The organism is Chloroflexota bacterium (genome assembly GCA_020850535.1).
Lineage (GTDB): Bacteria > Chloroflexota > UBA6077 > UBA6077 > JACCZL01 > JADZEM01.
Genome location: JADZEM010000072.1, coordinates 1 through 18,709, shown reverse-complemented (window position 1 = coordinate 18,709; position 18,709 = coordinate 1). Strand labels below are relative to the sequence as shown.

At 70.2% G+C, this 18,709-nt stretch carries 12 protein-coding genes; 9 read left to right on the top strand and 3 right to left on the bottom strand.

Features of this window, described 5'->3' with window-relative positions; all coding sequences use genetic code 11:
* Nucleotides 1-513: 513 nt before the first annotated feature.
* The 6 genes from IT306_10985 (at nucleotide 514) to IT306_10960 (ending at nucleotide 8,145) form a co-directional block, all read left to right on the top strand.
* A complete protein-coding gene (locus IT306_10985; protein MCC7368940.1) occupies nucleotides 514-2,007 on the top strand; it encodes an FAD-binding protein in 1,494 nt (497 codons plus the stop codon).
* A 152-nt stretch (nucleotides 2,008-2,159) separates the two neighbouring features.
* Nucleotides 2,160-3,458, top strand: a complete 1,299-nt coding sequence (locus IT306_10980) for a (Fe-S)-binding protein (GenBank protein MCC7368939.1) — start codon at nucleotides 2,160-2,162, stop codon at nucleotides 3,456-3,458.
* A 79-nt stretch (nucleotides 3,459-3,537) separates the two neighbouring features.
* The gene (locus IT306_10975; protein MCC7368938.1) at nucleotides 3,538-5,166 is read left to right on the top strand and encodes a hypothetical protein; all 1,629 of its coding nucleotides are present in this window, start codon (nucleotides 3,538-3,540) and stop codon (nucleotides 5,164-5,166) included.
* 275 nt (nucleotides 5,167-5,441) lie between these two features.
* Nucleotides 5,442-6,050, top strand: coding sequence for a hypothetical protein (locus IT306_10970; GenBank protein ID MCC7368937.1), 609 nt, complete (start codon nucleotides 5,442-5,444; stop codon nucleotides 6,048-6,050).
* Nucleotides 6,050-7,258, top strand: a complete 1,209-nt coding sequence (locus IT306_10965; protein MCC7368936.1) for a hypothetical protein — start codon at nucleotides 6,050-6,052, stop codon at nucleotides 7,256-7,258. Before IT306_10970 ends, IT306_10965 begins: the two co-directional genes overlap by 1 nt.
* Before the next feature lie 203 nt (nucleotides 7,259-7,461).
* A complete protein-coding gene (locus IT306_10960; GenBank protein ID MCC7368935.1) occupies nucleotides 7,462-8,145 on the top strand; it encodes a VTC domain-containing protein in 684 nt (227 codons plus the stop codon).
* A gap of 107 nt (nucleotides 8,146-8,252) precedes the next feature.
* Here the strand turns inward: IT306_10960 and IT306_10955 are convergent, their stop codons facing one another.
* Complete coding sequence (locus IT306_10955; protein ID MCC7368934.1) at nucleotides 8,253-9,638, bottom strand: alpha/beta hydrolase fold domain-containing protein; 1,386 nt, start codon at nucleotides 9,636-9,638, stop codon at nucleotides 8,253-8,255.
* A 350-nt stretch (nucleotides 9,639-9,988) separates the two neighbouring features.
* Between IT306_10955 and IT306_10950 the strand changes: the two genes are divergently transcribed.
* Both IT306_10950 and IT306_10945 read left to right on the top strand, forming a co-directional pair.
* The gene (locus tag IT306_10950) at nucleotides 9,989-10,840 is read left to right on the top strand and encodes a fumarylacetoacetate hydrolase family protein (GenBank protein ID MCC7368933.1); all 852 of its coding nucleotides are present in this window, start codon (nucleotides 9,989-9,991) and stop codon (nucleotides 10,838-10,840) included.
* 368 nt (nucleotides 10,841-11,208) lie between these two features.
* Nucleotides 11,209-12,072 (top strand): LLM class F420-dependent oxidoreductase, encoded by an 864-nt coding sequence (locus IT306_10945; protein ID MCC7368932.1) that lies wholly within the window; start codon nucleotides 11,209-11,211, stop codon nucleotides 12,070-12,072.
* 111 nt (nucleotides 12,073-12,183) lie between these two features.
* Here the strand turns inward: IT306_10945 and IT306_10940 are convergent, their stop codons facing one another.
* Entirely contained in the window at nucleotides 12,184-13,716 is a 1,533-nt protein-coding gene (locus tag IT306_10940; GenBank protein ID MCC7368931.1) for a glycosyltransferase family 39 protein, read from the bottom strand.
* Nucleotides 13,717-13,965: 249 nt separating this feature from the next.
* On the opposite strand from IT306_10940, the gene IT306_10935 reads away from it, so the two are divergent.
* A complete protein-coding gene (locus IT306_10935; GenBank protein MCC7368930.1) occupies nucleotides 13,966-15,708 on the top strand; it encodes a hypothetical protein in 1,743 nt (580 codons plus the stop codon).
* Nucleotides 15,709-16,157: 449 nt separating this feature from the next.
* On the opposite strand, the gene IT306_10930 is transcribed toward IT306_10935, so the two are convergent.
* The coding region (locus IT306_10930) for a hypothetical protein (GenBank protein MCC7368929.1) at nucleotides 16,158-18,709 on the bottom strand (2,552 nt) is incomplete at its 5' end.

The following is an 18,709-nucleotide window of genomic DNA, read 5'->3' as shown; positions in this document are numbered from 1 at the left end:
TGGTGTACCCGAAGCATCATGGAACGGTCGGTCGGGGACTGAAGTCCCCGCCTACAGTCACACCGTCGCTGCGCGACGGACGCAGGGAACGGCTGGGGCTGGCGAGCTTGGAGCGTCGCGCAGCGACAGCAGGATGGTAGGCGGGGCTTTCAAGCCCCGACGCCGCCGCACGACGCGCTCAACATACGATTGCACTGGTAGCAGCATCAGGGCGATGGCATGACGAGCACGTCCTGCGACCTCGTCGGGGACTGAAGTCCCCGCCTACAGTCACGCCGTCGCTGCGCGACGGACGCAGGGAACGGCTGGGGCTGGCGAGCCTGGAGCGTCGCGCAGCGACTGCAGGAGTGTAGGCGGGGCTTTCAAGCCCCGACGAGGCCGCACGACAACATCAACATGCGATCGCCCTGGGGAGAGGGGGCGGATGCCCGCTGTCCCGTGCGGCGCTGACGTATACTCGCCAGTGAGAGAACCCCACGCGTGGAATCTCCACGCCACAGGAGCGCGCGACCGATGGCTTCCGGGCCTGCGAGCGCCGAGGGCGGAGCTCGCACCGCCCTCCCGGCCCGCATCATCTCCCAGCTGCGCGAGATCCTCGGACCTGACGGCGTCCTCACCCGCTACGAGGACTTGCTCGTCTACGAGTACGACGCCTACATGGACCGCGCCCTGCCTGAGGCGGTGATCCGCCCCACCACCGGCCAGCAACTGGCCGCCGTGGTGCAGCTTGCCGTCCGCGAGCGGCTCGCCATCACCGCGCGGGGCGGCGCGAGCGGCCTGAGCGGCGGCACGATCCCCGTGCGCGGCGGCCTCGTGGTGGACCTCAACAGCATGCACCGCATCCTGAAGGTGGACCCCGACAACGGGCTGGCGCTCGTGCAGCCGGGCCTCATCAACCTCGACCTGACCACCGCCGTCACGCCGCTCGGCCTCTACTACGCGCCGGACCCGTCCAGCCAGAAGACCAGCACCATCGGCGGCAACATTGCCGAGAACTCGGGCGGGCCGCACTGCCTCTCGCACGGCATGACGACGAACCACATCGTCGGGCTGGAGCTGGTCACGCGGGACGGCCTGCTCTGCACGCTCGGCGGCCCCGCGCCCGACGCGCCCGGCTACGACCTCGTCGGGCTGGCGGTCGGCTCGGAGGGCACCTTCGGCGTCGTGACGCAGGCCTGGGTGCGGCTGCTGATCGCGCCGCCCGTCACGGTGACCTTCCTGGCCGCCTACGAGACCATCGAGGCGGCTGGCGCAGCCGTCTCGGCGCTGGTGGCGGCAGGGGTGGTGCCGGGCGCACTGGAGCTGATGGACGAGCCGTCGATCCAGGCGCTCGAAGCCGCGTTCCACGTCGGCTACCCGCCGGGCGCCGGGGCGATCCTCCTGGTGGACGTCGAGGGGCTGCCGGAAGCGGTCGAAGAGCAGGAAGTGCTGGTACGCCGCATCTGCGAGGAGACGCCCGGCTCGATGGTCGTCCAGTACGCGGGCACCCAGGCCGAGCGCGACAAGCTCTGGGCCGCCCGCAAGGGCGCGCTGGCCGCCTGTGGCCGCGTCGCCCCCAACTACTACCTGTGCGACGGCACGGTGCCACGCTCCAAGCTGGCCGATGTCCTTGGGACGGTCCGGCAGCTCGGCATCCGGTACGGCGTGAACGTGATGACGGTCGCCCACATCGGCGACGGCAACCTGCACCCGATCATCGCCTTCGACGCCCTGGAGGAGGGCATCATCCCGCGCGTCGAGGCCGCCCACGACGAGCTGGTGGAGGCGTGCGTCGAGGCCGGCGGCACCATCACCGGCGAGCACGGCGTCGGGCTGGAGAAGCGGAAGTACATGCCGCTGATCTTCACGCCGCACGATCTGGAGAAGATGGCCCTGGTGCGCGACGCCTTCAACTCGACGGGCCTCTTCAACCCCGGCAAAGTCCTCCCCGACCCAGGAGCCGAGACCGCGAAGGTCGCCATCCCGATCGGGATCGGCGCGGCCATCGGCCCGGACACCTGGGTCTGAGGCGAGTTGTCAGTTGTCAGCAATCAGTGGTTGACGGCCACGCCCGTGTCGGCGCCCCTCGTCCCTGGAGGGAGAGGGGCCGGGGGTGAGGGGGCCGCCGGCCACGTTTCCTACGATCCACGATCGATGACCCACAACCTCGGAGCACACGCATGACGACGACCGGCCCCGCGGCGGGCTTCACCATTCCCGACCCGCCGTCTGACGCGGCGATGGGGGCCTGCGTCCACTGCGGCCTCTGCCTCCCCCACTGTCCGACCTTCCGCGAGCTGCGCGTCGAGACGGCCTCCCCGCGCGGGCGGCTCCACCTGATGCGCGCCCTCGGCGAGGGGCGGGTCGAGGCGACGGATACCTTTGTCGAGCACATGTCGCTCTGCCTGGACTGCCGCGCCTGCGAGGCCGCCTGCCCGACCGGCGTCAAGTACGGCTATCTGATGGAGGCGACCCGCGCCGAGATCCAGGCCCGGCGTCCGCGCACCGGCTTCGCCAAGGTGCTGGGGTGGCTGGTCTTCAAGCAGCTGTTCCCCTACCCCGAGCGGCTGGCCCTCTTCGCCGGCTTCTTGCGGGCCTACCAGCGGACCGGGCTGCAACAGCTGGTCCGGGCGACGGGCCTGCTCAAGCGGCTGCCCGGCAAGCTCGACGAGGCCGAGGCGCTCCTGCCGCGCATCTCCTCCCGCTTCTTCGAGCCGAAGGGGAGCGTCCCGCCGCGCGGGGCGCTTCGCAAACGGGTGGCGTTCTTCGCCGGCTGCATCATGCGGGTGGCGTTTGCCGAGACGAACCGGGCCACCGTCCGCGTGCTCTCGCGGGCCGGCTGCCAGGTGGACATGCCCGAGGAGCAGATCTGCTGCGGCGCGCTCCACATCCACTCCGGCGAGCGCGAGCAGGCCAAGGATTTCGCGCGGAAGAACATCGCCGCCTTCGAGCAGTCGGATGCCGAGTGGGTCGTGGTGAACGCGGCCGGCTGCGGCGCGGCGCTCAAGGAGTACGGCGAGCTGCTGGAGCATGACCCTGTCTGGGCCGAGCGCGCGCAGGCATTCAGCGCCCGCGTCCGCGACTTCAGCGAGGCGATGGCCGCCCTGCCCCAGGAGGGCGCGCCACCGGCGCTGAATGCGAAGGTCGTCTACCAGGATGCTTGCCACCTGCTGCACGCGCAGCGGGTCCACCAGCAGCCGCGCGATGTGCTCACGTCCATCGTCGGGGTCAACCTCGTGGAGATGCGCGACGGCGACCGCTGCTGCGGGAGCGCCGGCATCTACAACCTGACCGAGCCAGAGATGGCCGAGCGGCTCGGCGCGAACAAGGTGGAGAACGTCGATCAGACGGGCGCGGATGTCGTGGTGAGCGCCAATCCCGGCTGCCTGATCCAGTTGCGGGCCGGCCTCGAGAAGCGCGGCTCGAAGACGAAAGCCGTACACCTGGCGGATTTCCTCGACGCCGCCTCCCGTGACTGAACCAGCGTCAAGTGACCCCACCCCTGAGGGCTCTCCGGGGGGTGAGGTCATCCCGACGGGGCACCGGCGTGAGGTCACATTGCGTCTCCTGCGGGATCCCGTCGTCGTCGGGGCGCTCTGCGTGCTGCTGGGGCTGCTGGCGCGCCTCAATGGGCTGAACCTCGCCTACACTTCGGACGAGGGCTACTGGCTCCAGCGGACCGTCCGCTTTGGCGATGCCGTCCTGACCGGCGCCTGGGCCAACACCTACCGCAGCGGCCACCCGGGCGTCACCGTGATGTGGACCGGCGTCGTGGGGATGGGGCCAGGGGCCGTCAGGTTCTACGCCGGGCCGCAGTCCATCAGCGCCCCGGCCCTGGAGAGCGCGCCGGGCGCAGAACGGCTGATGAGCGCTGGCCGCGTCGCCATCGCGCTCCTCGCTGCCACGCTGTTCGGGGTCGTGACAGCCCTGGCCGGCCGGCTGCTAGGGACGCCCGGCCTGATCGGCGGCCTGCTGCTGGCCGCCGATCCGTACACCGTCGGCATGACGCGCCTGCTCCACGTCGACGCCCTGCTCACCCCGTTCCTGCTCGTCGCCGTGCTCTCTGCGCTGATCTACTGGCTGCAAGATCGCCGCTGGCCGTTCCTGCTGCTCTCCAGCGTGACCGGCGGGCTGGCGCTGCTCACCAAAGCGCCGGCCGTCAGCCTGCTGCCGTTCGTCGGCATCCTCTGGCTGGTAGTCGTCCGTCCGTGGCGTATCAGCCCTCTGCGCCACTGGCGAGCGTGGCTCCCGCCGATCCTCTGGGGGCTGGGCCTGCTGGCGGTCTACGCCGCCCTCTGGCCGGCTGTCTGGGTGCAGCCCGTGGAGGTGCTGACCGCCGTGGCGCGCTTCGCCGTGACGCTCGGCGGCGCGCCACACCTCTGGCCCACCTACTTCCTGGGCCAGCCGACCACCGGCGACCCCGGCCTGCTGTTCTACCCGGTCGCCATCCTGCTGCGGCTCGGGCCGGTCGCCAGCGTGGGCCTGCTGCTGCTCGGCGCTCTCGGAGTGATGCGGAAGCTGCCACGGGGCCGCGCCGTGCTCTGGCTGCTGACCTTCGTCGTGGTCTTCCTGGACGTCATGGCCATCGGCTCCAAGAAGTTCGACCGCTACATGCTGCCGGCCATTGGCGTGCTGACGGTCCTCGGCGGCGTCGGCGTCTGTGCGCTGGCCGCCCAGTTGGCGCCCAGACTCGGGGTGGCTGTCGTCGTGGTGGCGGTGCTCGGGCAGGGACTCTGGCTCGCCAGTGCGTACCCGTACCCGCTGGCGGCGTACAACCCGCTGCTCGGCGGCACGGCCACCGCCCGCCAGACGCTGATGGTCGGGTGGGGGGAGGGGCTGGAGCAGACGGCCGCCTACCTGAACGCCCTGCCGAACGCGCGCCGCGTCAGCGTGTCCACCCAGTACCACCACGTTCTGCGGCTGGCCTTCGGCGGGCGCACCGTGCGCGTGCCGGCCGCCCAGCCGGTCGACTACTACGTGGTCTACGTCAACATGGTGCAGCGGAACACGGTGCCGATCCCCGTCCGCCAGGCGATGGCCAGCAGCGAGCCGGTCTTCACGGCGACGGTCAACGGCGTGCCGTTCGCCTGGGTCTACCAGGGGCCGTTCAGCATCATGTCAGCGCGGGATGTGCCCACGGGCGGCGACGACGAGACGGACGACGAAGGCGCCGCGCCAGCACCCTGAGCCGCCAGCACAGCGGGCCGCCCGTGGGCCGCGGCGCAAGAAGGCGAGCGCATGGGCGCTCACGCACCCGGGCGTGAGACGATCCGTGCAGAAGCGTGCAAAAACGCGCGAATATACGGCCCTTTGTCTGACCGTTGCGCGTTCTCAGGGATAGAGGCTCGGATTTCGAGGCGTGCGAGATCCGACCAGGGTCCGGCGTTCTGACCTGAACGCGTGCCGGCCGCCTGCTTCCTTGACGACATCTCTGCATCGCTCTGCCGGGGGAGGCTATTGCTGTGTCCGCTCCACATCCCGAGTCTGGTCTCGTCACCCCGCGTCGCGGCTTCGGCCGCCGCCGTTTCCTCGAGCTGGCTGGCACCGCCGGCGCTGCCGCCCTGGTCACCACGGGCCTGAACTTCTCCCTCATCAAGACGCCATCGCTGTTCGCCGCCGGCGGCAACGTCGAGGCGCTGGTGCTCACCTGCATGGACTTCCGCCTCGTCAACGAGGTCGGCTTCCTGCTCAACGAGCACGGCCTCGTCAACAAGTACGACCAGATGATCCTGGCCGGCGCGACGCTCGGCGTGGCGACAGACAAGTACCCGGCCTGGGCCGACACGTTCTGGAACCACCTGGATCTGGCGATCAAGCTGCACAGCGTCAAGCGGGTCATCGCCGTGAATCACCGCGACTGCGGCGCGTTCAAGCTGGTGTTCGGCAAGGACTATGGCAAGCTGCCCGACGAAGAGACCGAGATCCACACCAAGGTGATGACGGACTTCAAGGCCGCCGTTGCCAAGAAGCAGCCGAACATCGACGTTGAGCTGCTGCTGATGTGGCTCGACGGCCACGTGCAGCCCATCGGCGAGGGCGCAGCGGCCAAGGCGCCCGCCGGGGGCCACTGATGCGCGCCCGGCGCATCGGATCGCAGCCACGGCTGCGATCGGGCGCGTGGCGCTCGGCACAGCTCCGTGTGCTCGGCGTGACGGCGGCGGCGGTGCTCCTCCTCTCGGCCTGCGCCAGGGAGGAGATCGTCTACATCGACCCACGCGAGTCTGGGCACGGAGGGTACACCCCGTTTGAACGCAGCACGAGTCCACGGGTGCATCCGGACAGCCACTACACGCCAGCCGACGATGTCCAGATCGGCGGCGACCTCCACGCCCCTGCCGAGTACGTCCCGGTCGCGCAGCAGGGCAGCCAGTGGGTCCACACTGATGGCGAGAACCGGGCGGTCGCGCAGTTCCCCCTCGAATACGAGCGCATGACCGGTATCGGGGCGAGCGCTGGCTTCCAGGTGACTGGTGGCGGCCATGGCGCGGCTGCCGGAGCGCCCGGCGCGGCTGCTCCGGCGCTGGCCGCTGCTGCTGCAAAGCCCGACGCACCGGCCATCGCCGGCCCGAAGCCGCCAGCTCCGGGCGCCGGACCGCTCCTCCAGCAGGGTGGCCCGATGATCGGGCCGGCCACGCCAGCGGCGAAGCCGGGCAGCGGGGCGGCCGCGCCGACGCCCGCCCCGCGCCTGAGTCTGGGTACGGGCCTTGGCGCGACGGCCGGCCCGAACGCCCGGCAGAGCGCGAACGCCCTGGCGCTCACGGACGATGACAAGGATCCGGACACGGCCACCATCAGCGGCAAGGTCGAGGGTATCGTCGGTCCGGTGGTGACCGTCAGGACGGCGACCGGTACGGCCAACTTCAAGCTGGCGGACCGTGCCCGCACGGATCGCGACGCCGTCGGCTCGCCGACCGATCTCAAGCCCGGCCAGTTCGTCGGCATCGTCCAAACGCCCGGCGGTCCGGCCACGACCATCCGTCTGTACGCCACGGGGCCAACCATGCCGCGCCCGGGCATGGCCCCGATTGTCGGCTCGCGGACGGGGCAGATCACGACGTTTGGGTCAGTCGTCACGCTCCAGTTCGGCGGCCTGCTGCTGAACACCGGCTCGGAGACGACGACGATCACGGTGCCAGCCGGCGTCGAGATCCTCAAGGCGGTCCCGTCTGATGCCTCGGCCGTCACGGTGGGCGCGAACATCATCGCCACGGGCGTCGTCGGCCCGGACAATACGCTCCAGGCGACGTCGGTGCGGGTGGTGAGCGGGGGGAATCGGTAGCGTCAGACGCGCGTCGCTGGCCAGGTTGGGCGGGGCGTCTGCAGGGCGATTGCACGTTGGGCGCGTCGCGCAGCGTCGTCGGGGGTTGATGGCGTTCTGAGAACTCCACCGCACATGCAATCGCCCTGGCAGGAGATGCCGTCATGTGGTGGTGCCTCGCTGGGCGGCCGAGGTATGCTGCGCGGCCGAAGACGATGACACGGTTGAGCGCGATTCGACTCCGCATCAAGACCCGCGAACGCCGTTTCATCCTGTCAGACGTCGGGGCGCTCGACGCGCTGCTGCGGTCGCGCGGCCGCCCCGCCGAGTACATCCCAGGACGCCCTGAGACCGAGATCACGACGGTCTACTTCGACACGCCCAAGGGCACCTGGAGCCAGGGACGCTCCCAGACCAAGCTGCGCGCCCGCAGCTACCAGGACCCCGCGACGTGGTGGTTCGAGCTGAAGCGGCGCGAGGATGCCAACGTCGAGAAGTGGCGCTGCCCGATGTCCCCGGACGAGGTCGTGGAGACGCTGGATGGCGCCCGTCGCTGGCGGACGGCCCGCCGGCTGGTTGGCGCGGACCCGCTGGTGGCGCTGTTTGCCGTGCGCTGCCGCCGCGTGGCGTTCGAGTGGCCCGGCCTGCGCGTCACGCTCGACCGCGACCTGGCGTTTCATGCCGTCGAGCCTGCCCACCCCCTGGAAGTCGGTGCGCGCCTCGCGCGGCTGGACGGCGTGGTCGTCGAGGTCAAGTGCCGGCGTGGGGCGCCCTCGTGGCTGCTGCCGGCCCTTGACGGCTGCGAGGTCGCCGACTTCTCGAAGTCTCGCTACGCCCTGGCCCTGCGGGCAGGCGCGGCACGGCCCTTGCCGCGGCAGGAAGCTGCCTGCCTGACGCCCGTGGGGTGAGCGGCGCAGAGGGCGCTCACGGGATCAGCAGACCCGGCAGCGCCCGACGCCGCACCCGTACCGCTTACCTCCGACGCGTGCTATGGAGGTTTCACCGTGGCTCTGGCTTAGATCAGGCTGGAGCGCGGCCAGTCACGCTCGCCCACGTCGTGGGCGGTCACGCTCAGGCGGATATCTGGTCCGGTCTGTGAGACGGCGTCAAAGGGGACGTAGATGTCCCGGGCCATCGGACGGTCCACCAGAAAGTCCGTATCGCGGATCTCCTTAACCTGCCCAACACGCTCGCCGTCCGCGCCGAAGACCTCCATGCCAACGGTCATCCGGCTCCCGGTCTCGGCAGCCGAGCGGACACCGGGTGCGGCGGAGGCTGGAGTCGGGATCCGCTCGTTTGGGCCTGCCGCGTAGGCGCGGTCCGCCGGCCCGACACGCCGCCGGGCAGTCGCCGACGGCGACGCGTTCCCGCCGAACGACTCGGTCAGCCCTGCCGCCGCTTCCGCCACGGCACGCTTCGCCTCGTCGACCACGGCCGTCATCCCAAAGAACTCGTGGGTCACTCCCGGGTAGATGGTCACCGTGGTCGGCACGCCGGCCTGCTGCAGCCGGGCTGCGTACGCTTCGCCCTCCGAGCGGAGCGGATCGATCTCCGCCAGGATGACCGTCGCCGGGGGAAGCCCTGAGAGATCGGCCGCCAGCAGCGGGGAGGCCAGCGGGCTCTGCCCGTCGGCATCGTTCTCCAGGTACTGCTCCCAGAACCAGTGCATCATCGGCGCATTCAGCGGCTGTGCGTCCGCATACTGCTGGTACGACGGCGAATCGAACGCGTGGACGGTGACCGGGTACACCAGGAGTTGGTGGATCGGCATCGGGCCGCCGCGCTCGCGAGCCTGCAGCGCGACGCCCGTCGCGAGGTTGCCGCCGGCGCTCTCGCCGCCCACGGCGACACGGTTCGGATCGCCCTTGAATGAGGCGGCGTTTCGCTGGGCCCACTGGAATGCGAAGTCGGCGTCCTCGGCGGCCGCCGGAAACTTGTGCTCCGGCGCCTGCCGATAATGGACCGACACGACGATGCACCGCGCAGCGTTCGTGAGCGCCCGCGCAGACGCGTCATAGGTATCCAGGTCGGCAAGGACCCAGCCGCCGCCGTGGAAGTAGACCAGCACCGGAAACGGTCCCGTTCCATCGGGCGTGTAGATGCGGGCTGGCAGGTCACCACTCGGGGCCGGGATCTTGATGTCTTCCACGAAGCCTATGGCCTCTGGAGCCGTGGCAAGGCCGCGCTTCTTCGCGACGGCGGCAGCCGCCGTCGCGGGCGTCGGACCCATCCGCGCCACCTTTGCCGGCAGGTTCTCGACGGACGGAACGGGCGTCTTCTGATGTGCTTCGATCACCTCACGCATCTGCGCGTTCATCGGAAAGGGAGAGTTGGTTGCCATGGCGCTTCCTTCTGTCAGGGCTGCTGACTGTGCAGCCTCTGCACATGCCGCGCCAGGCATCTGTACGCGCTCGCCCGGAATACGCGCGGAACAGTCGGTGCATCCGCACACCGGCCGGTCATCACGGAAGAGCGCAGCGCCGCGAGGTCGCGCTGGGCGGCCGGATTGGAGGATGCACGTGGTGTGCATGCGGCGAGGAAGCAGGTTCCAATCACGCGTAGGGCTGTTCGATTCTGCGACGCCGCGGGAGCATGAGGGGGAGGCTGGGCGAGGAGGCGTGGGATGGCCCGCGCGTGTGCCCGTGCGCCTGCGATGCTGCAACATGGCCGAGCATTGACAGCCGGCCGGTTCTGACGCATAGTCCCGGCGTGTCAGCGACGCGGCCAATGACGGCCGCCGGGAGGACTGGGATGCGTCTGGTAACCTACCGTCAGCAGACGGGCGCAGCGCGCGCCGGGGCCCTGACCGAGCATGGCGTTGTCGACCTGCTCGCCGCCGATCCAGGTCTGCCTGCCGATGTCCTCGGCCTGATTCAGGGCGGTCCCGAAACACTGGACCGCGCCCGCGCCGCCGCGCAGGGCGGTGCGGCCACGCCACTCGACGCGGTGACGCTGCTCGCGCCGATCGCGCGCCCGCCGAAGATCGTCTGCATCGGCGTCAACTACGCCGACCATGCTGCCGAGGCCGGCCGTGCGCTGCCGCGCTGGCCCAGCGTCTTCCTCAAAGCGCCAAGCTGCATCGTCGGCCCGAACGATCCGATTGTCCGGCCGCCCACCACCGAGCAGCTCGACTACGAGATCGAGCTGGCGGTGGTGATCGGGAAACGAGCGAAGTCGGTCCCGCGTGAGGAGGCGCTGGGCTACGTCGCCGGCTACACGATCATGAACGACGTGAGCGCACGCGACCTTCAGCTTGGCAAGGACGGCGGCATCATCCTCGGGAAGAACTTCGACAGCTCAGCGCCGTTCGGCCCCTGCCTGGCGCTCGCCGACGAGATCCCCGATCCGAGCCACCTCCAACTGCGGACCTGGATCAACGGTCAGCTGCGCCAGAACGGCAACACCCACACGCTGATCTTCGACGTACCCGCCATCATCGCCTTCCTGACCCAGCAGCTCACGCTGGAGCCGGGCGATATCATCGCCACGGGCACGCCGGCCGGCGTGGGCCTGGGGCTGCATCCGCAGGTGTGGCTCCAGCCCGGCGACCGGATCCGCATGGAGATCGAAGGGATCGGCGTCCTGGAGAACACCGTCATCTGACGAGACGTGGATCGTGGATCGTGGATCGTGGATCGTGGATCGTGGATCGTGGGAATGTAAGCTCGCGACTCACAATTGTCATCCTGAGCGCAGCGAAGGACCTCACCCGCTGACCGTCATCGTGCGCCCCTCCCGCTGACCGTCAACCCTCGCGTCACCCGCCGACCGTCAACGTTCGCGTCAGCGGGTGAGGTCCTTCGCTGCGCTCAGGATGACAACAGCAACTTGCATGCTTTCACCAACATCTACGACCTACGACCTACGACCTACGACCTACGACCTACGACCTACGACCTACGACCTACGACCTACGACCTACGACCTACGACCTACGAAGGAGGGATTGACGCATGAGCGATGGCCGGCAGATCGCCATTGGAGTGACGTTCCCGCAGACCGAGATCGGCGCGGACGTCGGCGGCGTCCGCGAGTACGTGCAGACGGCTGAGGGGCTTGGCTACAAGCACCTGCTGATCTACGATCACGTGCTCGGCGCGGACACCTCGGCGTATCCGGGCTGGAGCGGGCCGTACACGTCGGAGACGATGTTTCACGAGGTCTTCGTGCTTTTCGGGTACGTGGCGGCAGCCGCCCCGAAGCTGGAGCTGGTGACCGCCGTCGTGATCCTGCCGCAGCGGCAGACAGCGCTCGTGGCGAAGCAGGCCGCCGAGATCGACGTGCTGAGCGGCGGCAAGCTGCGCCTCGGCGTCGGCATCGGGTGGAACTGGGTCGAGTACGAAGGCCTGGGCATGAGCTTCAAGAACCGGGCACGGCGCTTCGAGGAGCAGATCGCGCTGCTGCGCCGCTACTGGCAGGAGCCGGCCTTCACCCACAACGGCCAGTACGAGACGGTGACGGCGGCCGGCATCAACCCGCTGCCGATCCAGCGCCCGATCCCGATCTGGATCGGCGGCTCGGCTGAACCAGCCCTGAAGCGCGCCGCCGAGGTGGCGGATGGCTTCTTCCCGCAGCGGCCACTGGAGGGCGGTTGGCCCGCGACCCTGGAGCGGATGCGCGGCTGGCGCGAGGCGGCTGGGAAGCCGTGGGAGGGGTACGGCATCGAGGCGCGCATCAACGCCGGCACCGGCGCTCCGGACGACTGGCGCGCCACCTACGAGGAGTGGAAGTCGCTCGGGGCGACGCACATCACGATCAACACGATGAACGGCGGCTTGAAGGGGCCAGCGGAGCACATCGCGCGCATCCGCGAGGTCAAGGACACCCTCGGTTAGCCAGCAGGTACGCGCCGATTGCTCCCCTCTCCCCTTGAGGGCCGTGGAGAGCCGCGTAGCCGAGAGGCTCCATGGTAGGAAGAGAGGGGCCGGGGGTGAGGGGAATCTCGCTCACAGCTGGATGCGCAGCACGACGCGGCCATCGCCCGGGCGGCGCATCTCGACGGCGAACGACGTCAACTGCTGCGCCATCTCCCGCATCGCGCGGGAGGTCTCGGCGGCAGGATCGCCGGCCAGGACCACCCAGACGGTCCGTCCGGCGTTCGGCTGGAGCAGGAGTCGCTCGACCTCCGCGACGTTCCGCAGGACCGTCGCCCCGGTATGCACGTCCCGCAAGGGCGTACGGTCTGCCCAGACGTACTTCGCGTAGCCTTCACCGCGGAGCCAGTAGTCCGTTCGTCCGAGGTAGTGGCTGGTCAGCGTCGGGGCGAAGCTGACCACCACGTCCGCAGGCTGACGGCCGGCCATCGCCTGGACCCAGGTGCTGGAGACGGCCCGCGAGCGCGCATCGGCCAGCAGGCGGCCAGGGTCCAGGCTGAAGACCAGCAGCCCGACGAGCAGCCCGATCTGGATTAGGTGGCGCGCCTTCCCGAGCCGCCGGACGCCGGCCAGCGCCGAGACGATGACTGGCCCGGCCCGGGCCACAGCCGCCGCCGCGACCACGGCCAGGAACGGCAGCGCTGCCAGCATGTAACGCGACTCGCCGCGCCGCACCAGCCCGAAGCTGTTGAAGCCAACCACGGCCAGCACCATCAGCAGGCAGGGCATGACGCCGCGCCCAGCCAGCAGCGCCCGCCAGCCCGGGCGCGAAAGCGGCAGCGCCAGCGCCGCCGCTGGCAGCAGCCAGCCATGCCAGCCGCCCAGGATGCCCAGGCTCAGCTCGACGCCGCGCGGGTCCAGGCTCAGCCGCAGATACTCGCGGAACTCGCCGGTCGAGCCGCCGAGGGTCGGGGCGCGGAGCGCCAGCGAGAGCAGCCCGACAATCGTGACGCTTCCCAGTGCCAGGCCCCAGAACAACAGCACGGCGTGCCAGGAGGCCGGCCACGGATGCGCGATGGGGCTGCCCCGCTGCCGCAGCCGGCGTGCCTCCCACCAGCGACCCAGATCGAGCAGCAGCGCGGCCGGCAAGAGCAGTACCGCAAGCTCGTGGGAGAAGACCGCTGCCGTGGCTGCCAGACCGGCCCGCAGGCGGTCACCGGGCCGGTCTCGCACGAGCCAGCCGAGGGCCATCGTGAGCCAGAACAGGAACGACGAGTAGAGCCACGCCTCGCGGGCCTGCAAGACCAGCGGCGGCGAGAAGGCGACGATCGCGGCGGCGACGATCGCCGGGCGGTGTCCGCCCGCCAGCCGGCCCAGCCAGTAGACCGAGGCGACGAGCAGCGTGGCGAAGATCAGGTCCGTGAGCCGAGTCGCCTGATCCGTCTGCCCAACGGTCACGAACGTCAGCGCGTTCAGGTAGGCCGGGAGCAGGCCACGCGTGTAGAGGAAGCCGTCCGGCAGGATCGGGAGGCCGTGCTCCACGATGCCTTTCGCGGCGAGCGCCAGGCGGGCCTCGTCGCGCCCCATCGTGCCCTGGACGACTGGCAGGCCGGCCGCCCGCACCACGGAGGCCAGGAGCAGAACGCAGAGCAGGCTGGCAGGCATGCTCGCCAGCCCAAGACGATCCCAGACGCTCGGGACGCGCGGCGCGGGTGATACGATTGCGGAGTGGGAATCCAGTTCGGCGCGGGCCACGTATCGGAGCCTGACGGGTCAGGTGGGCACGCGTCCAGCGGCGCGCAGCCCTCGGATCTAAGCATCGCGGAAACGGGCGACGCCGTGCCCGCCGGCCTTCATGCTCCTGTCATCATTGCGTCGCCCGGGAATGCATCAGCGCATGCTGACGGCGCGCCAGTGTCCGAGTTGTCCGTGCCGGGATTGCGGGGCCGCTGGTACACGGCCATGCTCGGCCTGGTCTTCGTAGCCGCGCTGCTGACGCGGCTGATCGGCCTCGGCGGCGCGGTCACCGAGGACGAGGATCAGTGGATCGCCCGGACTGGGACGTTCGCGCACGGGCTGGCGATGGGCGCCTGGCAGCGCACCTACCTGACCGGTCACCCGGGCGTCACCGTGATGTGGCTGACGACCGCTGCACTGGGGCTCGGCCGCGCGCAGCCATTCGAGCGAGCCAGCGGCTCGGCTGACGTGACCGCCGTCCCTGATTTCTTGCCGGCGCTCGAACGGGCGCGGGCGCCGTTTGCCGTGCTGCAAGCCGGGCTGGTCGCGCTGGCGGCGGCGCTCGTCGGGCGGCTCATGGGCCGGGCCATCGGGCTGACGGCCGGCCTGCTCCTGACGGCCGAGCCGTTCTGGGCGGGCGTCGGCCCCATCGTCGGGATGGATGGGCTGCTGTCCGGCTTGCTGAGCGTGTCGTTGCTGGCGCTGCTGCTGGCGTGCGGCCTGGGCATCAGGACGGCGAGCAGCCTGCCGGTCGGCACGGCGAGCGGCCGGCCGGACGGCTCCCGCTACAACGCTCGTGCGGAGGTCGGCTGGACGATCCTGAGCGGGGCGGCCTTCGGGCTGGCGTTCCTGACCAAGACGACGGCGCTGTTCGCCGGCCCGATGGTCCCCCTGCTGGCGCTCCTGGCCGGCTGGCTGGCCTGGAGAGCGCGCAGCCCGGCCCGCTGGTGGCTGCTGCCGGTGCGGATCGGCGGCGTCTGGCTGCTGGCCGCCGGGCTGGTGATCTGGGCAGTCTGGCCGGCGGCGTGGTTCGCGCCGGTCAGCACCGTCGTGCGGGCGATTGCGTTCAGCGTGAGCCTGGGGAACACGCCGCATGCTCCGGGCAACTTCCTGCTCGGGCAACCCGTCGAGGAGCCGGGGCCGCTGTTTTACCCCGTGGCGCTCCTGGTGCGCATTGGTCCCGCCACGATGCTGGGCCTGCTCCTGCTGTTCGTGTTCGGCGCGGCCGTGCCACCGCGGCGGGCGATCTGGCCGCTCGTGGGGTACGTCGCCCTGTTCTTGCTGCTCCTGACGGTGGCTGCCAAGAAGGTGGATCGCTACCTGCTGCCGGTGTTGCCGGTGCTCGGCATCCTGGCGGCCATCGGCTGGCTGGAGCTTGGCCGGAGACTGCCCGCATGGCTGACACGGCTGCGTCGCGGGGCAGCGCGGCCGGGCGCACCGGCTGGAGCGACGAGCGCACCGGCCGGAGCGATGGGCGTATCCGCCCAGCCGGCGGGCATGGCGGCCGGGCTGCTGGCGGCCGGGCTGGTCGCGTTTGCCGTCCAGGTCTGGCCGATCTTGCTGGCCGGGCGCTATCCGCTGGCAGCCTACAATCCGCTGGTCGGGGGGGTGCGCACCGCCGAGCAGGCGATCCCGGTCGGGTGGGGCGACGGCCTGGACGTGGCCGGCGCGAAGATCCGCGAGCTGGCGGGCGGGCGACCGGTGACCACGGCGATCTGGTCGCCGTTGCGGGTCAACTTCGGCGCGCACGCGCCTGGGCCAGTGGTGTCGGATCGGCAACTGGCCCAGGCCGACTACTTTGTGGACTACGTGCACGCCCGGCAGCGCCGCCTGACGCCCCGGCAGCTCCTGAATCAGCGGCCAGCAGCCGTCGTCACGATTGGCGGCGTGGACTACGCGCGGATCTACCGCCTGCGATAGGAACGCCGCCGTGGCGTGATCGGCGCTTGCGTCGTCCCTGCTCCCGCGCACAGGTCGCATGGTCGGATAGTTTCAACGGCGTGACCAGCGGCAGAATCACAGTCAGGTCTGCGAGTTCCCCTGTCATCCTGAGTACATGTCATCCTGAGTACATGTCATCCTGAACGGAACGAGCGTGCGAGTGAAGTGAAGGATCTCACCCGCTGACGCGATGCTTGAACATCAGCGGGTGAGATCCTTCGCAAGCTCAGGATGACATGTACTCAGGATGACATGTACTCAGGATGACATGTACTCAGGATGACATGTACTCAGGATGACCTGTCCGGATGCGTATCGACCTGCGACGACCAGGGGTCGCCAGCGCAAGACTGTCCCCCTCTGAACCCTGTGCGCGGGAGCGGGAAGGCGGAATGGCTCGGCTGCTCCTGCACCCTGAGATGCAAGCGCTACGGCGACGGCGAGGTCGGGGTGGCAGTCGGCAGCACCGGCGTGTCGGTGGGCGGAATTGGCGTCGCCGTCGGCGGTGCGGATGTTGGGGTCGGCGGCACTGATGTCGGGGTTGGCGGGGCAACTGTCGAGGTTGCCGGCGGGGTCGGCGTCGCGGCGACTGCCGGCGTTGGCGTGAGCGTCGGCGCGACGGTCGCGGCGGCGCTCGCAGTGACGGTCACCGTCGGCGCAACCGGGGGCGTGGGCGTGGCGGTGACGGGCACGGAGGTGGTGACCATGGCGGGCGGCGCGTCGCCCGCCACGCTGTAGATCTCCAGCCCCATCAGGTGGGGATCACCGCGAAGCCCGCGCACCACGTCGATGTTGAGGACGCCATCTGTCACCTTGACCGGGAACGGCCCGTAGCGCTGCCAGCCGCCCAGGGGCAGATCGCCAAGCCCGGTCGCCGCCGTGTACCCCTCCAACCTGAGATCGAGCGAGCGGTAGTTGGCACGGAAGTTCTCGCCCATCGTGACGTAGACCTCGTAGTTGCCGCTCGGAAGCGCCTGTTGGAGCTGGAAGCCCTGGCCGGTCGCGGAGACGGTGCGCCAGATGGCGGATTGCAGGATCTGGCGGGCCTCAGCACTCGGAGCCGGCTGCAGGGCGACAGGGTACGTCCCGGTCCAGCTATTCACGGTCGGCGAGACAGCCAAACCGTCGGCCAGGGCCTCGGTGTAGGCATGCCACCGCTGCCCGGCCAGCGTGACCGACACCCCGCCGAGGTTGACGGCGCGGAACAGGGCGGGAGCTGGACCGGGACCGCCCGGGTTGACCGGCGTCTCGGCGAGTGTCGGCGTGAGGGTGGCCACTGGCGTGAGGGTGGCCGAGGTCGCCACAGTGAGCGTGGCGGTCGCCGTGCCGGTGGCGGTCGCCACGGTTGGCGCGACGGTCTGGGTTGACGTGACGGTCTGGGTTGACGTGACGCTCGGGGTGGCCGTCAGGCTCGTGGCGACGCTGACCGTGGGCGTTGGCGCCCCGCTGTCCGCGCCGTAGATCTCCAGCCCCATCAGGTGAGGATCGCCGCGCGTACCGCGCACCACGTCGATGTTGAGCAGGCCGTCCGTCACCGTCGTGCGGTAGGGGCCGTACCTGGCCCAGCCGCCGACCGGCAGGCTGCCGAGATCGGTCGCCGCGGTGGCGCCCTCCAGTCGAAGATCGAGTGCCCGGTAGTTGTCGCGGTAGTTCTCACCCATGGTGACGTAGATGTCGTAGCTGCCGTTGGGGATGAACTGCTGAAGCTGGAAGCCCTGACCGGTTCCAGACACGGTGCGCCAGATGGCGGACTCGACGATCTGGCGAGCCTCGGCGCTCGGCGCTGGCTGGAGCGGCTTCGGATAGACGCCGGTCCAGCTGTTGACGCTTGAGACGGTCAGGCCGTCTGCCAGCGCCTCGGCATAGGAGTGCCAGCGCAGCCCGTTGAGCGTGACCGAGGCCCCGCCCAGGTTGATCCCTCGGGCGTAGCTCGATCCGCCAGGGTTGACCACCAGCGTCGGCGTCTGGGTCGGGGTCAGGGTGACCACCGTAGCCGTCGTGCTGGCATCCAGTGTCGGGGTAACGGTCGGCGTAGGTGTGGCACCGGCCGACGTGGCGTAGTAGATCTCAAGGCCCATCAGGTGCGGGTCGCCGCGCGCACCGCGCACCACGTCGATGTTGAGCAGGCCGTCCGCGACGGTCGTGCGGTAGGGGCCGTACCTGGCCCAGCCGCCGACCGGCAGGCTGCCGAGATTGGTGGCCGCCGTGGAACCCTCCAGCCGCACGTCGAGCGCCCGGTAGTAGTCTCGGTAGTTCTCGCCGAACGTGACGTACACGTCGTAGCTGCCGTTGGGGATGGGCTGGCGAAGCTGGAAGCCCTGGCCCGCGCCGGAGACGGTGCGCCAGATGGCGGACTGCACAACCGTACGCGTCTCAGGATCCGGCGGAGGTTGGAGCGCCACCGGATACGTCCCGACCCAGCTGTTGACGGCTGGGGAGACGGTCAGGCCGTCTGCCAGTGCTTCGGCGTAGGACTGCCAGAGCTGCCCGTCGATGGTGACGGCCGCCCCGCCGAGGTTGACCGCCTTGAACAGGCCGCTGCCCGGGTTGCCGGGGTTGCCGGAGGTCGCGGTCGGGGTGACGGTCACCGTCGGGGTGTCGGTGGCGGACGCGGTCGTTGGCGTGACGGTGGGCGTCGCCGTCGTGGTGACGGGGCCGGTCGGCGTGGGCGTTGCGCCATCGCTGAAGACCGCCGTGAGGGTGGCGTCGGTCTCGCCGACCACGATCTCGTGCTGCGCTGCGCCGCCATCCGACCACGACACGAACGTCGCGCCGTTCTGCGGGGAGGGGGCCAGCACCACGAGGTGCGCCCCAACCACCGCCTGCCGGATCATCGGCGCGGTCGCCTGCTCACCGCCCAGCACCACCTGCCGCCCGCTCGGCGACGTGTCCAGCGTCAGGTTCACCGTCCGCGGCCGCACCAGCACGCTGGCCGTGCCGACCCGCCCGCCGCCGTCCGTCGCCGTCAGCACCAGCTCGA